This window comes from Janthinobacterium sp. HH102 (assembly GCF_001758625.2).
Lineage (GTDB): Bacteria > Pseudomonadota > Gammaproteobacteria > Burkholderiales > Burkholderiaceae_D > Janthinobacterium.
Genome location: NZ_CP062062.1, coordinates 1,068,904 through 1,088,415 on the forward strand (window position 1 = coordinate 1,068,904; position 19,512 = coordinate 1,088,415).

Below are 19,512 nucleotides of genomic sequence, written 5' to 3' on the forward strand. Positions count from 1 at the left end.
AGATTCATGGCCTTGTCGTCCTACAGGAGACAAATGCCGGTACAAGTTATGCCTGATGACCATAGCAAGTTGGTCCCACCCCTTCCCATCCCGAACAGGACCGTGAAACAACTTTGCGCCGATGATAGTGCTGCAACCAGTGTGAAAGTAGGTTATCGTCAGGCTTGTTATTTGAAGCAACAGCCTTTGGCTGTGGTTTCTTGAGAAAAACCCGATCAGCAATGGTCGGGTTTTTTTTCGTCTGGCGGTTTTGCGGGGCGCCGCGGGTGCTGTCGGCTTACGCTGCGCTAAGCCGACCTACGCCGGCCTACGCCGACCGACATCGGCCCACATCGGCCAACATCAACCAAGCCGGGTAGGTCGGATTAGCGCGCAGCGCGTAATCCGACAACACTGTTGGCGTCCGAGGGGAGACTTATGCGCTTGCGCGCCAAGCTGACCTACGGTATAATTCGCCTCCTCAGATCAGATGGTTTGCTGCCCCGTTGGGAGCAGGCTGTTGAAAAAGTTATGCCTGATGACCATAGCAAGTTGGTCCCACCCCTTCCCATCCCGAACAGGACCGTGAAACAACTTTGCGCCGATGATAGTGCTGCAACCAGTGTGAAAGTAGGTTATCGTCAGGCTTGTTATATGAAAAAACCCCGCATCAGCGGGGTTTTTTTTCGTCTGCAGCATTCATCGAATCAGATGCCCCAGGTGATGCTTTCATTTTCCGCCTTGGCCGAGCGCAGCATCTCCATCAAGGGATAGGCGCGCTGCGAGAAATGCACTTTTTGCGCGCGCGCATGGGCGCCCGTTTCACCATCTTCCAGCGTTTCCGGCGTATGCGCATCGTGTTCGACGTCATTTTCCGGATGTAGTTTGCTTTCCGCGACTTCTTTTTCCAGCAGGGCCAGGGCATCGCCCGCTTCGGCTGGCGTGATGACGCCGCGTGTGGGGTTCTTGTGCAGGATGTCGAGGATGCGCTGGGCATGTTCCTGGTACATCAGCACTTCAGGGGAGGATTTGGATTTGAATGAGATCAACATAAGCGCTTTCTGAAACTTGTTGTTAGTGTCGAAACAATATCACGACTTGAAATGTCGCACAGGCCGTCCGATTGCCCGGATTGCACATTTGCAAGCCGGATAGGGCCATCTGTTGGACAACGCACGCATTTACAAGAGCTTGCTTGCGGTGAAAATACCCGTTTAAGCGATCGTTAAGTCTCAATCCAGTTTCACCGAGTCCATGAAAGTGTCGATGGTGTCACGCGACAGCTTGCTTTCTTCACCGAGGATGATGATCTGGAAAATCCGTTTATCCTGCGCCACAAAACGGCCGACCAGCAAGACCGGCTTGCCTTGCTGCGTGCCTTTGGCCTCGATGCTGAGCGAACTGCGCTGGTGTGTTCCGGCCGCCGTGCTGCTGGCCGTCGATGCCGATTTTTCGCTGCGCACGGTGCCGTTGATATTTTTTAACAAGGCAGTCTGCATGGCGGGCAGGGCCGCTTGCGCCTGTTCTGCGCTGTCGAGCAAGGCGCTGCCGATGGCGAAGGTATTGCCATCGACCTCGCTTGCCGTCATGGTCAGGCTGATTTTCCTGCCATCAAGATCGATCTCGCGCGTCAGCACAGCCGGTTTGCCTGGAAACAAGGCCGTGAACTGGGCGTCGGGGCTGCGGTAGTCGCGCCAGTCGAACTTCGGACTGCAGGCCGACAAGATGCCGGCGGCCGCGAGCGTAGCCAGAAAGAGGGCAAGTGATGGTTTTTTCATCAGCAGATGGTAGCAGCGCCGCCAGTCGCGCGCAATCGTGTACGTGCGGCGCTTACGGGCCGCCTTATATTTCACGCAGCACGCGCCGGTACTGGATCGCTTCGGCGACGTGCGGCTGCGTGATGCCGGGGCTAGCCTCCAGGTCCGCGATGCTGCGCGCCACGCGCAGTACGCGGTGATAGGTACGCGCCGACCAGTGCAATCGCGCCATGGCGCCGTGCAGCAGCTGTTCGCCATGCGTTTCCAGGCGACAATGCTGTTCGATTTCCGTGCTGCTCAGGCGCTGATTCGCCTTTCCCTGGCGTGCCAGCTGCAGGGCAAAGGCTGCCGCTACCCGCGTGGCGATGGCTCGCGTGCTTTCTCCGGCACCGGCGTGCCGGCCCAGCGCCGTCGGCGCCATGGCGGCTACTTCAATCTGCAGGTCGATACGGTCGAGCAGCGGGCCGGACAGGCGGCTGTGATAACGGAGCACGGCGTCCGGCGTGCAGCGGCAACGTCCCGAAGCGTGGCCCAGATAGCCGCACGGGCAGGGATTCATGGCGGCGATCAGCTGGAAGCGGGCGGGAAACTCGGCCTGACGGGCCGCACGTGAAATGTTGATCACGCCCGATTCCATGGGCTGGCGCAGCACATCGAGCACCCGGCGCTGGAATTCGGCGATTTCATCGAGAAACAGCACGCCGCAGTGCGCGAGCGAGATTTCTCCGGGGCGCGGCACGTTGCCGCCGCCCACCAGGGCCACGCCGGACGCCGTCTGGTGCGGGGCGCGGTAGGGGCGGCGTTTCCAGTGTTCCACCTTGAAGTGGCCGCCCAGCGAATGCACGGCGGCCGATTCCAGCGCCTCTTCGTCGCTCATGGGCGGCAGCACGCCGGGAAAACGGCTGGCCAGCATGGTCTTGCCCGCGCCCGGCGGCCCGACCATCAGGATGCTCAGTTAGAATACACCTATGAACACATCACAACCCAAAGCATACAGTTACATCCGATTCAGTAGCGCTGCACAATCAAGTGGTGATTCGCTGCGCCGACAGACTATGGACGCCCAAGCTTATGCAGCAGAGCACAAACTAACGCTCGACACGACACTAAGCATTCGTGATCTTGGTGTGTCAGCATTCAAGGGAAAGAACTTTGTAGAGGGTGCGTTAGGTCAGTTCATTATCGCCGTGGATGAAGGTATAGTCGAAAAAGGCTCCTTCCTTTTGGTGGAACACTTAGACCGCCTCTCCAGGCTACCTGTCATGGATGCACTTCATATTTTTCAAGAGATCATCCGGAGAGACATTTGTATCGTTACTCTGCGAGATCGGATTGCATATAGCAAAGAAAACCTTAACGACAATTGGACAACGTTAATAATTGCATTGGCTACAATGTCCGGTGCAAATGAAGCGAGTGCAATTAAGTCTGATAGGGTTGGGAAGGCTTGGAAGAATAAGAAAGAAAAAGCAAGGGAAAATCTAACTCCGATTGGTGACAATGCACCATTATGGCTTAAGTACATATCAATGCCAATGCCAGCATACATAATAAACCAAGCACATGTTGATATAGTACGTAGGATTTTTGACCTTACTATTAAAGGTTACGGTAAGACTCTTATTATCAAGGCGCTAAATTCTGAATTAATACCTTCATTCAATGATAAGAGTTGGGGAACATCGTCAATTCAAAAGATACTATCAAATCGTGCCGTACTTGGTGAATATCAGCCTTTCACTGGACACGGCAAAGACCGCAAACCAGTAGGTGATCCGATAAAGGGTTATTATCCTGCCATCATAACTGAAGACATGTTCTACCAAGCACAGCAAGCCACGGCATCACGCAACATTGCTGGCGCCACAAAGCAAACAGAACGGTTCAATGTTTGGCAAGGGGTATCACGTTGCTTACAGTGCCTCTCAGCCCTTCATCTTGTCAACAAAGGTAAGCCGCCAAAGGGAAATACCTATCTACACTGTGCGAACGCACGCAAGGGGCTATGCACGGCTAAGGCGATACGGTTAGACCGATCAGAACTCGTATTCAAGCAGATACTCGCCAAGGTAGACAGCCTATCGTTGATACAGGACAGCAGCGCCACCATAAGCAAGCAGATAACAGCGATTGAAGGCCGGTTATCAATAGAGAGCGGGAAACAAGCAGAATACAAGGCCGCGTTAAAGGCTCGCTATTCGGCAACGCTTGATGACTTGGTATATGAATGCGAACAAGTTATTAGTACACTCAGCCAAGAGAAAGAAGCCTTGTTGATAGACTTGGCCTCGGAGGCTATAACCAATAAAGACGATTTCTTTGCTAAGTTAGACGAAGGCGGTATTCTAACCAGCTATGAGGGCCGCTATCGTGCGAACGCCTTATTAAAGCGTCTAAAGATTAATGTTGCCATTGAACGCAATAGTAGTACGACTGATTACATTCTATCTAAGGGAGATAAGAAGGTATTAGGTATTATCCACCATCCAAGCGGCAAGATTGATTCTCTGGCATTCACAGCCGATCAGCTAGACAAGGTGAAAGCACAAGACTTTGACGGCTCAATTCAATCTTCAATTGATATGCTCATCACAGAAATTACTACGGAATTAGTAATTAATAGAGAGCGCTGTGACGGTGCCGCACTTGATGAGAGGATAGGGGAAATGCTCAAACGTATTGATGTTGGCATAGCCGTTGATAGTGAAGAATTTCAACGTATCAGAGACATAATAAACAGCAGTCAAGTACAGGCAATCAATAAACTTGTAGCTTCCGTGGATGAGTTGGAGCATCGGATAGATAATGATAGATCATAGATATTTTCATATTTTCAATACCCCCCCACTGCCCTGAAACACTATACACTTAAAAGTGCACCTCTGTTTGAGCAAAAATGAGCTTAAATAGGTCGTTTAAGTGGCCTGCAAGGCGTTTTCGGCGAAAGTTAATGGGGTAGTGACGGTGGCAGCGGCGCGTCGATTGTAGGCCCGCAAATGCGAGCAAAGGACGGGATAGTTAGTTGATTACATTGAGTTAATTAAATAACATCAATACATATCACTCAGTAGATTGCGTTAATTTAATGGCAACTATTGTTTAATCTTGTTACACTTCGTTACAAATATTTTCAATAAGTTATCAAAAAATCTATTGTATTTTCCGGCTTTGATGATACAATGCAGTTAGAAAAGAAAAGCAGCAGCGCCATAATTGGTACGGTATCTTATTATAACGCACTTTTCATGTATTACAAAATAATTTCAGCATCGACAGATAGGCGGCAGTAGCTCAAGCGGGCGAAGGTCGAAGTCCTGGACGATGCCAACTGCCCGGAGAGAGAACAACAAGCGCTCGAGTATTCGCAGTTGGCCCCACATGCGCGGTTCGGGGCGGCAGGTCAGGCATGGGCGCAATCAAGTAACAATACCCATGTTTCATTACACCAATCACATCGACTACTCAGACGCCGCATTCCCGAATGCCTGCAATAGACACCTTCAAAGGGTGTTGTAGCGCCGCCAGAAATCTAACTCACCGTGAAAAAAGTAATGACGCCAAGCGCGTGACAATAAGAAAACCTCTTATCAAAAACATAGATTCATCAGTCTATGCCAAGGGGTCACGCCAGAGTTACGTCCAAAATTCCTAATAAGCAAAAAAAATACGTAAGGTGCAATGACTATGAACACCAGCAGGGTAGAGAGTGCGAGAGACAGATTGATAGAGGGATATGTTATTGGTGGAGTGGACAGAATGCTTTCACCTGGAGAAATATCTTCGTATCTTAATCATAGAATCAAGACAGGCACAGGCAGATTGTTTGATGAAATAATGATAATAGGTTTGCTTGATCTATACGGGTTCAGCGAATATGCAACATGGCAAGCAGCCAGCAGTACAAACAGCATTAATTGAAACACCAAACAAAGGAGAGAAGACCAATGAATTATCCACCACGAAGGACAACATATCATGAACGACGCATATCAAGAAAAAATAGCACGTAGCAAACAACCAAAGAAATTCAAGGTTGTCCAAAACATTCTTCATTATTTCCTGCTGGGTATCCGCAAAGGTTACGACACGCAGACCCTATGCAACAGGCTCAATGAATACGGCATCAAACCTCTTGTCGCCGATAGCTGGACATATCACAGTACCCAAATGCAAATTATGTTCATGGCTCGGCTGGATAGCAGCAGTTCGTTAGGACGTGCATTCGGATACATGTTGCATATAGGTGCGGCAACGGAAGCTGATATGGCCCTACTGCAAGATAGGGTTCAAAAAAGACAATAGTCGATTTGTGACTATCTATCAATCGTCGCTCATTCGCCTTCTCAGGACGCTCTCTTGGTCTTGGGGTATGGTGCGTCTAATGACATTGTCATTCGCGCTACGCGCCACGTATCCACGAGCTTCCATACAGGAAGTCATTAGATTAGCTTGTCTCAATGACCTATCGATCTCTTGACCAACAAGAGTTCGCATTGCTGGGTCTGAAATTTGTGTGTTTTTCAACACATCGTATTTGCATTCACGTTGATCCCTATCAAACTCTGCCTGAGTTCCATCAGGCTTGTCCCAAATAGTAGGCTTGACAGCACAACCAACAAGAGCAAAAACGATTAATAGAGCGACGCGCTTGCGCATGTACTTTTTCCTTGCTAAAAATGCAGTTAGTGAGATGGATATTCAAAAATACAATTCAAATTTGACAATTTTCAGTATACGTGCTGCATACATACTTGTCTACGAGGAATTATTGTTTTTTGCCACGTATGCGACTCGTTGTTTTCCAGCCTATTCAAGCGCCAGCGATAGCTAACAGTCAAATAGGGTACTACTGCATACAACAGTCAATATAGACCAGTTATTTTGACTTCCTACCCCACAAATTCCTTGGTATTGATAGGTCATATAGGGTATACTCTATTTGACTTAACAAGCAAGCAAAGAGAGATACCATGACCGCCCAACGCATCGCCCGAATCTATCAGAGAGTCAGCAGCGAAAGCCAAGACCTTACACGTCAGCAGAAATTGATTGATGAAGCGGTAGCGGCTGGATTCTACGTCGCCGCCGTGTACAGTGAGAAGGCCAGTGGCACGACAGAGAGCCGCCCCGAACTGCAACGCATGATTGCGGATCTGCAACCGGGTGAGACTATCATTGCTGAACACCTCGACAGGATCAGCCGCTTGCCAATGGACAAGGCAGAAGCATTGATGGCAACGATCAAGGCCAAAGGCGCTAAGGTGAGTGTCCCCGGCTTGATCGACCTGCCGAAAGCTGGCGAAGGTGTAGCAGATATCGTAATGAACGCTATGCAAGAAATGCTGTTGAAAATCGCCCTCTATCAGTGCCGCCAAGACTGGGAAACGCGCCGCCAGCGTCAAGCCGAAGGCATCGTAGTGGCAAAGGCCAAGGGCGTCTACAAGGGCCGCAAACCCGACACAGTAGCCAATGCAAAGATTGTAGAGCTACGCGCCATTGGTTACACGATAGCCAAGATCGCAAGCACGTTGAACGTAAGCGAATCGCAAGTGAAATTGATCTTGAAGAAAGTAGCTTAACTTGAACAGCAATAGGGGAGAGGTTGCCCAACTACTTACACCGCAGGACTAGAACGGAAATGGGAAATGACAGTTTCCCAGTTCCCAAACCTTAAGCGTAGATATGCACGAACAAATACCGTCTTGACTCTGTTCATAGCTAACCTTTCATAACTGAAAACCAATGCGGGTCATTGGCCCCTTGGCACACTGCGCACCTGCCATTATGCGTTTGTGTACTTTGGTACAGCTAAAGAGAAACCTCTCCCCTATTGCTACTCAATTTGAGCTTAACGGGCCGATGTAGTGCGGTTCCCATGCGATTTTCACGCCGATCATGTTATATCAAAAGTAACTATTGTGGGAAATATATATTTTTGGTGTATTCGTCCACAGCAATAGGACGTTATGGCCGCCTGCGGCCGCCACTTCCAGCGCCCGCCGCGCCTGCTGCTGCCCTTGCACATCGGCAAAGTCGGGATACGGAAAGACGTGCGCTGCCAGCATGGGCTGATGGCGTTGCAGGGAGGTCTGGCTGCCGTGCGCGGCAAAATGCGCGCAGACTTCGAGCAGGCTGTGGGCGGGATAGATGCAGGCATCGCTGACGAGCGCCGCCTCGTCCGCATTCGCCTGCGGCAGGATGAAGGCGCGTGGCGCACCCGCCGGGCTGCGCTGCATGGCAAAGGTCATGGCCAGGGCGCCGCGGATGGGCCTCAACTGGCCAGAGAGCGACAGTTCGCCCGCGAATTCGTAGTGATGTAATTGGTCGCCCGGCAACTGGCCCGAGGCGGCCAGGATACCCAAGGCAATAGGCAGGTCGAACATTTCGGCGTGTTGTTAACTATTAATACGAAGAAAAGCTTTATAAATCAACGTAGTTTCGTAGTTAACGTTTTCGGTTGTCAATTCGCGCCAGATAGGAGCTACTCAGGCTTGTGAGATTTCGCGTATTTTTCAGATACGCAAGATGTTACCCTCTACGCTCACCGGCCAAGTTCGGCCAGATAATTTCAAAAATTGAGGATTCCGCTGCGTGAAAATTAGAAGAATAACTATTAAGAACTTTCGCGGCATTAAGGAGCTTGAATGGAGTTTGCCACCGACCGATATTTTTTGCTTGATTGGTAAGGGAGACTCTTCCAAGTCAACGATCTTGGAGGCCATTCGCTACGCCTTCTACCCTCAATGGAATCCCACTTTCACTGACGCAGATTTCCACCAGTGCAAGCCTGAGGATACCATCGCCATTGAAGTATCCTTTGGTGACTTGATCGCCGATTTCTGCTCGTTGCAGAAATATGGCAATCATCAACGCGGCTGGGATAAGGCAACCCAGACACTCGTTGACGAAGAGGCGGATCACCTAGAGGCGGTACTGACGGTTCGCCTGACTGTTGGCAAGGACTTAGAACCCAAGTGGGTCATATTCACTGATCGCTGCCCTGAAGGCGTGCCGTTTAAACAAACAGATCGCAACAAGGTCAGCGTGGGGCTGATCGGCGCTTACAGTGAGAGGCAGCTATCGTGGGCAACAGGTACGGCTCTGGCGAAACTGACCGAAGCCCAAAGCCTAAACGATCTCCTAGCTACAGCTTCCAGGACCGCCCGCACGTCGTTGGACGTCGATCGCCTCGTGACTCTTAAGAATTTTGACGCTGCTGCCGAGAAGTCGCAAAAGATAGCCAAGCTCCTTGGCGTGCCGGTCAACACCTCGTACCAAGCCCACCTAGATTTAAATTCTATCAACCTGAAGGTAGGGGGCTTGGCCCTACATGACGGCGACATACCGCTGCGTCAATTAGGTTTGGGTTCGCGGCGCATGCTCTTGTGCGGGATTCAACAAGTAGGTTTGGACGATGGCCACATCACCTTGTTTGATGAGGTTGAGTTTGGCTTGGAGCCGCACAGAATTTCTCGCCTCATCAAGCATGTGCGGGAAGACAAGCGCGGGCAATATTTCTTGACGACGCATTCTCCTGTTGTGCTGCGTGAGCTTACCATCAGTGAACTCTATGTTGTCCACAGCAAGGCTGGGGTCGTCAAAATTATTCCTGCCTCAAGCGACAGCCTGAAAGAGCACGAAGTCCAAGGAAAAATTCGTTCAAGCGCGGAAGCATTTCTGGCTAAGAAGGTAGTGGTCTGTGAAGGCGCCACCGAGATTGGATTTCTAAGGGGTTTTGATGACTACCATTTAGCGAAAGGTGATGATCCCATTTCCTATCATGGTGTGGCCCTGCTCAATGCAGCGGGCGGTAGCAAAGTTAAGGCAATGGCTAAAGCTTTTCACTCGCTCTGCTATCAAGCATGCGTGTTTGCCGACGCCGATGCAGACGATCAGTTCTCCCCTGCTGATAAGGCTGAACTGGAAAAACTTGGTGTGCCCGTGTACGTATGGGACGATAAGCTGTCGTTGGAGCAACGGATCTTCCAAGATTTGCCATGGGCCAGCGTGCTTGCCAGTGTAAAGCTTGCTCAAGAATTGGGTTATGTAGTCCACAACCAGATTCATTCAAAGTTTCAAGAGGACTTGGACAAGGACATGGGGCTTTGGAAAGACACTGTAAAACTGCGAGCGGCCATTGGCTTAGCTGCGAAGAAGGGGGAGTGGTTCAAAGATATTACCCGAGGCGACAAGTGGTTCTCCACAATAACTCCAGCGTTTGCAGATCCTGATTTTTCAAAAAAGGACACGGCTTTGAAGCTTGAATTGCTGTGGAAATGGATGACTAATGTCTGACGACCTGGCAATCACGTTAGGTAATTGCATGGTCAAAGGATATGTGATTGCCCCAGCTGGTTACGGCAAGACCCATCTGATTGCCATGGCTGTTAAGGCTGCCAGTAAGCGGCAACTGGTCTTGACGCACACGTTCGCTGGTGTGAATTCAATCAAGGCCAAAATGGCCGCTCTTAAAGTGCCAGCTGCCCTATATCAAATAGACACAATCGCGAGTTGGTCGTTGAAACTTTGCTTGGCTTATCCCAAGGGTTCAGGTTGGAACATTGACGCACCATCAAGCAAGCAGTGGGACAAGCTCTATGAATCCTGCACCGGCCTGCTCACAAATGCGTTTATACGGCACATTATTTTGTGCAGCTATGCTGGCGTCTACGTGGACGAATATCAAGACTGCTCCGACCTTCAACATACACTTGTGTGTAGGTTAGCCGACATCCTGCCTTGTCGTGTCCTCGGTGATCCCATGCAGGCTATTTTTGACTTTGACAATGGCCAGAAGCCGGTCGACTGGGATGTTAGTATTTATCCTTACTTTGAGTGTCTTGGAAAGCTGGAGACACCATGGCGATGGGAAAATGCTGGAGCGCATTTGCTTGGCGCCTGGTTAAAAAAGTCCCGTGAGAGGCTGGAAAATGGTCTGAAGCTTGACTTGGTCAACGATGTGCCATTTAGCGTAAAGCGTATCTACGCTGACCCCGACTTCCTACCTCAAAAACAGCACACCTCACTCATGAAGTTGTTTGCTAGCGATGGCTCAGTTATCGCTCTTCATGGGGGCGACCAACGGTTCAAAGAAAAGACGCATGCACTAGCTCGAATGTTGAGCGGGAAGTTCTCGTCTATTGAAGAGGTTGAAGGCAGGGCACTTCATTCCATCATAAAAAAGCTTGAGAGTTCCAAGAATTCCAAGGTGGCCTTTCTTCATGCGTTGGATTTTGCTAAGAAGTGTTTCACAGGAGTAAATAATGCTCTTACAGCAGGCACAAAAAAGGGCGAAGTAGCCAATCAGATAAAAACGACGAAGTATCCAGTTATGTTGAAGGCTGCTAATCTTTATCTGGGTGACCCAAAAACGAAGAATCTGATAGCCTTCTTCCTAGAGTTGATGAAGAATCCAGAAACTTCACCTTATAGAAGGGACTTGTTCTACCGTTTCCTGCATGTTTTGAAAATGCACATCGATGGTGAAGGCGACACACTTATTGAATCAGCAAATCTCTATCAGCGTGATATGAGGCACTCCGGCAGGCCAATCCGTCACACGAAGCTCATTGGTACAACGTTGTTAGTGAAAGGTTTAGAGTATGACCATGTAATTATTTTGGACGCCGATAGTCTTGATGCAAAAGACTTATATGTTGCCATGACCCGTGGTGCAAAATCTTTGACTATCATTTATACAGGCAATCCACTTCCTGCCTAAGAGCGCCTAACAATATCTACTACTTGCTCGAATGGCAACAAGGCCGTGCGGAACTTGCCAACGACGACAACCGGCTGCCAGACGCCGCAGTTCAAGATTATATGGAGCATACTTACTTCAATCGGATGAATTTTCCTGGCGCTTGCTGTCGTGGCGCTTGCCCTTGATGCAATCGACATGCGAAAGGTATTAGCTTCGCTATTTTACGAGCCCATGCAACGGTGGGCACAAGCTACGTTATTTCGCTTGTGCCAATATTAAGTGCTTAGAGTGACAATTCCCCTACATTGAGAAAATTGTGCAGCGAGCAGTTCTCCAATACTTCCGTATAACGAAGTGCATGTATTGACCAAGCGCACGTTTTCACTGTATCCTCTGAAATGGGTCTACGGATAGATTTTTTGTCGCGCTTCGCGGCAATGGGAAGTAATGTAAGGGGAGATTGCCCTCGTCATCGTAGCAATATCCGTGTATCGCTCGCTCTGCCAAGGAGTATCCGTAGTACCCTTCCAAACAATATATCTTTTTGAAAATATGAGCCGACTTGCAAGTCTAAAAAGTGCAACCTCACTGCATGACTTGGGGCATATACTAGGTTATACAGCCAAAGGCCTTGCTTACATATTGCATGGCGTCCCGGATACAGCCAAGTACTCAGAATTCACTATTAAGAAACGCTCAGGTGGTTCACGGGTAATCAGCGCGCCTATTCCAGAATTAAAGCGGTTGCAACAACATCTTGCGAGCCTTTTAAATGATTGTATGGTTGAATCGGATGCGAATAGAGGCGTTGTAAATACGCTTTCTCACGGATTTCGACCAAAACATTCAATTATGACGAATGCAGCAATGCATCGAAAACATCGTTATGTATTCAACCTCGATCTAAAAGATTTTTTTGATACGATTAATTTCGGGCGTGTTTGGAAATTTTTTGAAAAAAATAGAGAGTTTGGATTAAATACGGCTATGGCCAGAACGATAGCGCAGATTGCGTGTCATAAAGGTACATTACCCCAAGGCAGCCCAAGTTCCCCCGTAATCTCAAACCTAATTGCTCACATTTTGGACATTGCAATGGTTCAACTTGCAGCAAAGGCAAAATGTCACTATTCACGATATGCAGATGATTTGACGTTTTCCACAAACGAGAGCGAATTTCCAGGGCTTATAGCAACTAGGATTGGGACGACGACTGAATGGGCGATAGCGCCAAAAGTCGTACGCGAAATTGTGCGATGCGGATTTCAGGTTAATCCTTTGAAAACCCGCATGCAATACAAGACCCGTCGTCAGGACGTGACTGGAATCGTTGTAAACACTAAAGTTAATATACGGTCAGAATACTCTCGTGATGTTCGCGCCAAAGTGTCGTCATTAATCACGAAAGACACTTTTTCCATAAATAAGACTTTTCGTAACGATACTGGGGCATGGACAACCGAAACTAAGGACGGTACAGACGCTCAGCTAAGGGGAATGTTAAGTTTTATTGATTCGGTTCGCCTATTTGAACGACGACGAAATGAACAGATTCCTCCGGAAACTCATATTCCTAGGATTGAACTTAAAGAAATGGACGGCAATTTACGTGTTTACCGTGCATTTCTCCTATTTACACAATTTTATAGGCCCGTTCGGCCTTTAATAATATGTGAAGGGAAAACCGATAACGTATATGTACGATGTGCACTGCACTCGCTCGCGGCCGCGCATCCAATGCTTGCTAAAACTACCGGAAAAATTTCAGAATGTTTGATAGATTTTTTTAGTTATTCAAAAACTTCAGATAGGGTTTTACATCTCGCGGGTGGAACAGGCGATCTGGGAAATTTTATCGCTAACTATGCAAATGAATTTTCGCGATTTAAAAAAATTGATTCACGTAACCCTGTCATAATTCTAATTGATAATGATTCAGGGTCGAGTAAAATATTTTCCGTAATTAAAAAGGTAACCGAAAGCACCGTTAATGTCGACGGTAGTCTAAAATTTTACCCAATTAAAGACAATTTATATGTAGTGCCCATCCCTAAAATCGGTGGAAAAGAAACAACCATTGAGCATTTTTTTACTAAAAAAATACTTGGCACGAAATTAAATGGAAAAGTCTTTAGTGGAACTGATAAATTCGATCCAGCAACGCAATATGGAAAACATCTATTTGCTGAATATGTTATAAAAAAAAATAAAGACGATATTAATTTTTCAAAATTTAGCATTATTTTAAAAAACATTGAAGCTGCGCTCAAATTTCATTATGGAATGCCTTAGTGCAATGCTATCTCAAGGTGTCGGTTCCCAAACTTTTACCTGAGCATTGCCCCGATTCATGGATCCAAATTCTCAGCTTTTCGTCTCCGTAGAGTTCTTAACCGCGCATTTGACTTGGTAACTTTCGCTTTGGGGGGAGCAGAAGGTTTCTGAAAAATGCGTAACATCCGCCCACATTTCCCTTGTTTCACTGGAATAAATTTAAGTTGTTAGTGAGCGGCCAGAACTACGGCGCGATAGGTGCAAATAATGACATTGGGCACGTTGCTGTACCAGAAGAGGGCAGAATTGGCGTTTACGTTCTCCCTAAAGAACTGTTGCCGAGACGTCATTGGTTGCCAACCTTTGCTCTGCACGAGTAGGCGCACGCGACCTGATTGTCCAGAAAAGGTGACCTGAAAGTGTCTGCCTCACTGATCTGAATGATCACGTTTGCCAAAATTTGCAGTTCTCACGACGTTGCTGTTTTCATGACTTGCCCGGAGAGATGAGTTCTCCATAAGTAACATTTCGTTGATGCTCGCCAGTTTTGCAAGCTGGGAGCGGATTTCATCTAGTTCACACCGTAGCTCGGAGTTTTTACCCTTTTGCACTAGCAATTCGGACTGTTTACCATCCCGTTTCTGGCGACTAGAAGCACCTTGCTTAACGCGAATTAGCTCAGCTATTGAGGGATAGTGATTGTGGATCAGGGCTGCAGATACTCCTACCTCTCGCGCAACGGACGAGACAGTTAGGCTCTTCGCGTTGGAGTGGGAGCGACCTCGTTCAATGCGGTGGACTGCCAGGCGCAACTCCTTTTCGCGCACCCCAGCCGTCTTACGTGACGCCATGATCAACTTCCGTATCATGGCCGAGGTGTCTCAGAACTTTAATACATCGGTTCAAGTCATGCGACACTCTGGCCTTGCCCCCAGGTCCGATCTCATCTAGGTCTTGTAGCTCGCGTAGTTGGTCGTGTAAGCCTTGATATATGTGTCGATGCGCTAAGCCAATGACAGCATTGTCACAGCCATCCCCGCATCTTGTACGCTCAAGATCGTTGCCGATACAGAGGTTGTCTGCGGCGGTACACCAAGCATGGCCGTTACTTCGGATCGGTGTGCTTTGCGCAATGGAGCGAATCATCGCAGATCTAGATTTGAATATCGTAATAGGTTCACTGCGGTTACGCCAATCCACTAGGCTCTGTCCGTATCCGCCGGCAAGTGGCTGTCGTTCGTCAAGCCAAGATGAAACGGTCGCAAACTTGATGTCGTCGAGTTCGTCCTGAAATAGCCCCTTGATTCACCAGACACAGCCTATGCGTTATTCTTACGGATAGGAATAGGACTGTGCATATGACTAGGAACAAGCAAACAATCGAGGTTGTGACGGTGAGCCAGGAGCGCCGCAGGCGCTGGTCTGCCGAGGAAAAAGCGGCGCTGGTGCGCGAGACTTACGAGCCAGGCATGAACGTGTCGCTGGTCGCTCGCAAGCACGGCGTCGGTGCAAGCCAGTTGTTCAACTGGCGTAAGCTCGAACGGGAAGGCGCGCTAACGGCGGTCACTGCTGGCGAATCGGTGGTACCGGCGAGCGAACTGGCCGCTGCACGCGCGCAGATAGCCCAGTTGCAGCGCATGCTCGGCAAGAAGACGATGGAGGCGGAAATCCTGAAGGAGGCCGTCGAGTTCGCTCGCGAAAAAAAGTGGATTGCGCGCTCGCCCTTGTCGGGCAAGGACGACCAGTGAAGCCGGTCTGCTCTGCCCTTGGCGTAGCGCGCTCACACGTAGCCCAGCTGCTGGTTCGTCCCGCGGACTGGATCGACGGGCGTACCACTCAGACGTTCCACCAACCTACCGACGCCATCCTGGTCGACGCCGTGCGCGCCGAGATTACAGCGCTGCCGACCTATGGCTACCGCCGGGCTGGCGCTCTGGTCAACCGCACGCGCGCCTTGATGGGCTTGCCAGCAATCAATCACAAGCGGTTTTATCGCGTGATGAAGGCGAACAGTCTGCTGCTACCCAAGGCGCCGAAACGCCCAGTGAGCAGCCGCGTGCACAATGGCGCGGTGGCGGTGGACGAACCCAATCAGCGCTGGTGCTCGGACGGCTTCGAGATCGCCTGCGACAACGGCGAAGTGGTGACCGGTGTGTTCATGAAGGATTGCTGTGACCGAGAAATCATTGCCTGGCGTGCGTGGGCCGAACGTGGCCTGCCTGGCGAGCCCGTGCGCGACATGCTGGTGGAAGCGGTCGAGACAAGATTCGGCCAGGCCAGCGTCGGCTCGACCAGGCTGGAATTCTTGAGCGACAACGGCGGCGCCTATCGAGCCCATGAAACGCACGCGCTGGTGCGCGCACTTGGGATTGAACCGGTGCATACACCGGTATGCAGCCCGCAGTCGAACGGCATGGCCGAGAGCTTCGTGAACACGTTTAAACGGGACTACGTGAACTTGATGGACCGCAGCAGCGCAGAAATCGTTCTGGCTCAACTGCCAGACGCCTTTATGCACTTCAACGAGGTCCATCCGCATTCGTCGCTGAAATGGAAATCGCCTCGCATGTTCAGGAGGGAGCTGGCGCGCCGGGCTCAGGAAAGCGGCGCTAACTAAACGATTGGCTGTGTCTGGTTATATGGGGGCAAGATCAGTCCTGGATCTCCAAGTACAGCGTCATTTCTTGCGATTCATTGAGGGCATATCTCAGGGTCATATCAAGTGACCAGTGTTTGAAATGTTCACGTAGATAGCGCAGATCTCCGAATTGACTCCTAGCTACATAGTTCGCGAACTTCCGCCGAAACTGATGAGTTGCAAGTGGCCAAGCTAAGCCACAGGATTCAGTAAATTCCTTCAGGTCTTGGTTCATAGAAGCTACTATTATGGTACGAACAAGATTTCCGTTGCGCATATCGAGACCGACAAATATCGATCCGACATGATCCATGGCCTCGGCTCTTCGAATGTCGGTTGGATCTTCGTCTTTGTGACGCTGAATCTCTTGATTTAGCTGGTCTTGATATGGCTCAGACCACCTCTCAAGTAATGATATTGCCTGGACCACAGCATAAGGCACCATCCACTCTGTTTTTCCCTCATAGGTTTTCGATGACTTAGTACGAAGCCACCAGTAGCGCTCACCATCGGCCTCGGTGCTGTAATAGCAGCCTTTCTTCGCATTTGCCAATTCGTGGAATCGACATCCGCTAAGGCTAGCCGCAACGATGTAACATGCCGTCCGGATTAGCCTGAGTTGTTTCTTGAACTCTCGATAGCCAAGGAACCCTGCTTCTCGCAGATACTTGGTTTTGAGGGTTGTAACATAACTGGAAGTAACTTCTGTTTTTAAATCGAATCTCTCTAAATTGTCTCGTAGATCGAGAAGACGTGGGCCATCTTGTACAATCTCGAACGCATGCTGGAAGATTTTAGTGAACACGTCATCCGGGATCAATGGGGTTAAACCTGCTCCCGAGTTGTTACCACCGCCGGCCAAGACGTCGGCACTTGAATCAATCCAAGGGTGCTGACTCATAGCATCCTGAGTGTAATGGCTTAATTCAAAGACCTTCTCCACTGCAGCGAAGCGTTTGTATAGCGTTGTCGTGGCAACTGTGCGGTTCGAAGGATCGATAGCCCGAGTCCTTCCACCGAGGGAGCAAAGTTTAGTACGCGCGAACTGTACATATGCGGAACAGGTCATCGGAGATATGTCGCGTAACTTCGAAATTCCTAAGCTGTGAACAAAATTCAGAAAGTAGCTGATGTCTGTGAAAGTGGCCGAGGCCGTGGCTGCTTGGGGGCGGCGGGCATTGCGCACGCCTCGTCTTAAATAGCGATAAATTATCGCCTTAGTGGCGTCCCGCAGCGGTGAGGGTACGGCTGAGAAGTCAATCTTGCAGACTGACTTGCTCGTGCTGGCAGGGCTTCCAGTTAGCCACCATACGTCATCTTCATAGATGCTAATTATCTTAGGGAATCCGTCGATCCGACGCATAGATATAATGAGTTTTTCCCGCTCATCAGGTGATGTTGTTAAAACATCATCTGGTTGAGATTGAAACTCATTTGGCGCCTCTGTAGCTTGACTGGCATTCGTCATGGCGAAACCTCCGTAAAGGCATCAAGTTCGGCTAGCAGCGATTCATTGCGCCAGAATGGGTGAGGATTTAGGCGTGCACGTCCACGTTCGCGGTCAACGATTTCACGCGTAAAGGCCCCACGAGCGATGCCTGCGTCCGCAATGTCGCGGTCTATGAGTCGTACAATGTGAGAAAGTTGCCGCCGCCAACGTTGGGCATTCATCTTGGTGCGCTCAGCAAGGATCCGCCAGTAGAAACTGAAAACACGGTAGAGATCGTCGGCAGTGACAACATAGTTACGACAGCGAATGCAGTTCAAGAAGCTCATGCAGACCTCAGCATTCTTTTTCGGTGCATACTCACCTGTGTGTATATCAGAGCATTGGCCAACAGGTGTTCTTTCAGTTGCACCTAGAGTGGCAGTGAGCAGCTCATGAGTGAGGGCGATTCCAAGAAATCGCCAATTTTTAGTAGCGTTTTCGCTAGGGCGAAGATAGCTTACGTCTGTTACGCGGACAGTGTCTCCTGCTGCAGCGGCAGTGCCCGCCACATCGCCATCAAGAATCTCGTAAATGCGATTCACGAAGGTCTTCCTTAGCCGACTGACGTTGATTTGCAGTGGCTTTCCGTCAGTGTTCTTCAATTCATAACGGTTGACGAGCTTGCGAGTGGCGTTACCCAAAATTTTTACACCTACTGCCGAAACATCACCAACCTTGCCTTTGCCATGTCCGGTGGTTTGCATTCGGAAGAGGAAGACCCGGCCTTTGAATTCCTTAGGCGCAAGGTCTTGAAGTGTTTTTGCATGTTCGATCAGAATTCGAACCAAGTGTGCGACAGTAGGTCGCAATGTGGGAACAGAGTCGAGATTAGGAGAAGGTTCTTCGTCTCTGATTGCAACCTTGCTCGGAAGGTAGCCACGGCGCTTGAACAGAACGAGAAATGAAGTATTTGCCTTGGGATGGGGGACCAGACAGTCCAGTCCCATTTCTAGTAGAGGCGTGGTGTTTCTTCCTGTGTGTAATGCTATGACAAGCAACGCGAAGACTAAGAGATCGGCTGTCACTTTTACGTCTGATCGAAACAGGGGGGCCACTGCATCACGTAGTGCTGCCGAGAATGCTTTGCGCTCCGCTGTAGTCAGAGGTTTGGCCCCTCTGTTTTTCCGATGCTTTCCGGGAAAAGGGTTGGGGGGGAAGGTGGCATTGTCACCTCCGCGTACCTCTTCAATCAGACCTCTGTCGCATAGTGCCTTGAGGACGGCCTTGGCTCCATTGTAACGGCAAGCCTTTGTTGTGAGCTCAAGGTCTTCGCCGTCAAATGAACCTAAGTACCCATCGATTGTATCTCGGTTGATCTCCCTCAGTGTCAGTTCTCGTCTCAGCGCCGTACTGCGTAGCAGCAAGTAGCCCAATAGGTATTTGGCGCCTTGATGGCAATATGCGGCAACAGTCGTTTGGGTCAATTCGGCATCCTGTTTGGCCATGAACCGCTCAATCTGACGCTGATACGCATAAGTGATCTGGTCAATTCCGCATCCATACCATGGGCTGAAGTCAAAAGGCCCCATAGGAGTGCCTTTTTGGAACTTAATCACAGTGTTTGATGGAGGAATTTCTGGTGTACCAATGACCGCGCTTGGCTCCTGGAGCGCGCGCTCAATCATTGGAATTGAAAGATCTGTCTGAACAAAGACCTTGCGCTTGGGCATTG

At 49.7% G+C, this 19,512-nt stretch carries 13 protein-coding genes, 2 rRNA genes and 2 pseudogenes; 9 read left to right on the plus strand and 8 right to left on the minus strand.

All coding sequences use genetic code 11. The features are described 5' to 3' along the window. Positions 1-51: 51 nt before the first annotated feature. Both rrf (JAB4_RS04830) and rrf (JAB4_RS04835) read left to right on the plus strand, forming a co-directional pair. A 5S ribosomal RNA gene (gene rrf, locus JAB4_RS04830) occupies positions 52-164 on the plus strand. Positions 165-513: 349 nt separating this feature from the next. After that, a 5S ribosomal RNA gene (rrf, locus tag JAB4_RS04835) occupies positions 514-626 on the plus strand. A 60-nt stretch (positions 627-686) separates the two neighbouring features. Here rrf (JAB4_RS04835) and JAB4_RS04840 read toward each other — a convergent pair. The 3 genes and pseudogenes from JAB4_RS04840 to JAB4_RS04850 form a co-directional block, all read right to left on the minus strand. Then, complete coding sequence (locus JAB4_RS04840) at positions 687-1,031, minus strand: DUF1840 domain-containing protein (RefSeq protein ID WP_070224486.1); 345 nt, start codon at positions 1,029-1,031, stop codon at positions 687-689. A gap of 180 nt (positions 1,032-1,211) precedes the next feature. After that, the gene (locus tag JAB4_RS04845) at positions 1,212-1,832 is read right to left on the minus strand and encodes a hypothetical protein (protein WP_175444848.1); all 621 of its coding nucleotides are present in this window, start codon (positions 1,830-1,832) and stop codon (positions 1,212-1,214) included. Continuing rightward, positions 1,822-2,688, minus strand: a pseudogene (locus tag JAB4_RS04850) (YifB family Mg chelatase-like AAA ATPase); the annotation flags it as partial. The pseudogene JAB4_RS04850 and the gene JAB4_RS04845, both read right to left, overlap by 11 nt. Before the next feature lie 16 nt (positions 2,689-2,704). Between JAB4_RS04850 and JAB4_RS04855 the strand changes: the two are divergent. Both JAB4_RS04855 and JAB4_RS04860 read left to right on the plus strand, forming a co-directional pair. Beyond that, complete coding sequence (locus JAB4_RS04855; RefSeq protein WP_071650286.1) at positions 2,705-4,555, plus strand: recombinase family protein; 1,851 nt, start codon at positions 2,705-2,707, stop codon at positions 4,553-4,555. Between the two features lie 1,156 nt (positions 4,556-5,711). After that, positions 5,712-6,038, plus strand: a complete 327-nt coding sequence (locus JAB4_RS04860) for a hypothetical protein (protein ID WP_070224488.1) — start codon at positions 5,712-5,714, stop codon at positions 6,036-6,038. Between the two features lie 18 nt (positions 6,039-6,056). Here the strand turns inward: JAB4_RS04860 and JAB4_RS04865 are convergent, their stop codons facing one another. Continuing rightward, the gene (locus tag JAB4_RS04865) at positions 6,057-6,392 is read right to left on the minus strand and encodes a hypothetical protein (protein WP_139143938.1); all 336 of its coding nucleotides are present in this window, start codon (positions 6,390-6,392) and stop codon (positions 6,057-6,059) included. A gap of 314 nt (positions 6,393-6,706) precedes the next feature. Here JAB4_RS04865 and JAB4_RS04870 point away from each other — a divergent pair, with 314 nt between their 5' ends. Continuing rightward, a complete protein-coding gene (locus tag JAB4_RS04870) occupies positions 6,707-7,315 on the plus strand; it encodes a recombinase family protein (RefSeq protein WP_070224489.1) in 609 nt (202 codons plus the stop codon). Positions 7,316-7,687: 372 nt separating this feature from the next. Here JAB4_RS04870 and JAB4_RS04875 read toward each other — a convergent pair. After that, a pseudogene (locus tag JAB4_RS04875) lies at positions 7,688-8,116 on the minus strand (magnesium chelatase domain-containing protein); the annotation flags it as partial. A 211-nt stretch (positions 8,117-8,327) separates the two neighbouring features. Here JAB4_RS04875 and JAB4_RS04880 point away from each other — a divergent pair. From JAB4_RS04880 to JAB4_RS04890, 3 genes are all read left to right on the plus strand, one after another. After that, positions 8,328-10,031, plus strand: coding sequence for an AAA family ATPase (locus JAB4_RS04880; protein ID WP_070224491.1), 1,704 nt, complete (start codon positions 8,328-8,330; stop codon positions 10,029-10,031). Next, positions 10,024-11,457 (plus strand): UvrD-helicase domain-containing protein, encoded by a 1,434-nt coding sequence (locus JAB4_RS04885; protein WP_070224492.1) that lies wholly within the window; start codon positions 10,024-10,026, stop codon positions 11,455-11,457. Before JAB4_RS04880 ends, JAB4_RS04885 begins: the two co-directional genes overlap by 8 nt. A gap of 468 nt (positions 11,458-11,925) precedes the next feature. Then, positions 11,926-13,731 (plus strand): retron Ec67 family RNA-directed DNA polymerase/endonuclease, encoded by a 1,806-nt coding sequence (locus tag JAB4_RS04890; protein ID WP_139144726.1) that lies wholly within the window; start codon positions 11,926-11,928, stop codon positions 13,729-13,731. Between the two features lie 410 nt (positions 13,732-14,141). On the opposite strand, the gene JAB4_RS04895 is transcribed toward JAB4_RS04890, so the two are convergent. Then, a complete protein-coding gene (locus JAB4_RS04895; RefSeq protein WP_083287488.1) occupies positions 14,142-14,564 on the minus strand; it encodes a TetR family transcriptional regulator in 423 nt (140 codons plus the stop codon). Between the two features lie 507 nt (positions 14,565-15,071). On the opposite strand from JAB4_RS04895, the gene JAB4_RS04900 reads away from it, so the two are divergent. Then, a protein-coding gene (locus JAB4_RS04900; RefSeq protein ID WP_227742074.1) for an IS3 family transposase occupies positions 15,072-16,330 on the plus strand; the annotation gives its coding sequence in 2 pieces (ribosomal slippage) (positions 15,072-15,411 and positions 15,411-16,330; 1,260 coding nt in all). A 34-nt stretch (positions 16,331-16,364) separates the two neighbouring features. Here JAB4_RS04900 and JAB4_RS04905 read toward each other — a convergent pair. Next, positions 16,365-17,819 carry an integrase gene (locus tag JAB4_RS04905; RefSeq protein WP_139143945.1) on the minus strand — a complete coding sequence of 485 codons (1,455 nt, stop codon included), beginning with the start codon at positions 17,817-17,819 and terminating at the stop codon, positions 16,365-16,367. Then, complete coding sequence (locus tag JAB4_RS04910) at positions 17,816-19,510, minus strand: hypothetical protein (RefSeq protein ID WP_070308605.1); 1,695 nt, start codon at positions 19,508-19,510, stop codon at positions 17,816-17,818. The genes JAB4_RS04905 and JAB4_RS04910 overlap by 4 nt, the downstream gene beginning before the upstream one ends. Positions 19,511-19,512: the final 2 nt, after the last annotated feature.

Excerpts from the sequence above, each read along its gene's own strand:
- JAB4_RS04885 (WP_070224492.1), top strand. The coding sequence starts at position 10,024 with ATGTCTGACGACCTGGCAATCACGTTAGGTAATTGCATGGTCAAAGGA.
- JAB4_RS04855 (WP_071650286.1), top strand. The coding sequence starts at position 2,705 with ATGAACACATCACAACCCAAAGCATACAGTTACATCCGATTCAGTAGC.
- JAB4_RS04870 (WP_070224489.1), top strand. The coding sequence starts at position 6,707 with ATGACCGCCCAACGCATCGCCCGAATCTATCAGAGAGTCAGCAGCGAA.
- JAB4_RS04895 (WP_083287488.1), bottom strand. The coding sequence starts at position 14,564 with ATGGCGTCACGTAAGACGGCTGGGGTGCGCGAAAAGGAGTTGCGCCTG.
- JAB4_RS04840 (WP_070224486.1), bottom strand. The coding sequence starts at position 1,031 with ATGTTGATCTCATTCAAATCCAAATCCTCCCCTGAAGTGCTGATGTAC.
- JAB4_RS04865 (WP_139143938.1), bottom strand. The coding sequence starts at position 6,392 with ATGCGCAAGCGCGTCGCTCTATTAATCGTTTTTGCTCTTGTTGGTTGT.
- JAB4_RS04910 (WP_070308605.1), bottom strand. The coding sequence starts at position 19,510 with ATGCCCAAGCGCAAGGTCTTTGTTCAGACAGATCTTTCAATTCCAATG.
- JAB4_RS04905 (WP_139143945.1), bottom strand. The coding sequence starts at position 17,819 with ATGACGAATGCCAGTCAAGCTACAGAGGCGCCAAATGAGTTTCAATCT.
- JAB4_RS04860 (WP_070224488.1), top strand. The coding sequence starts at position 5,712 with ATGAACGACGCATATCAAGAAAAAATAGCACGTAGCAAACAACCAAAG.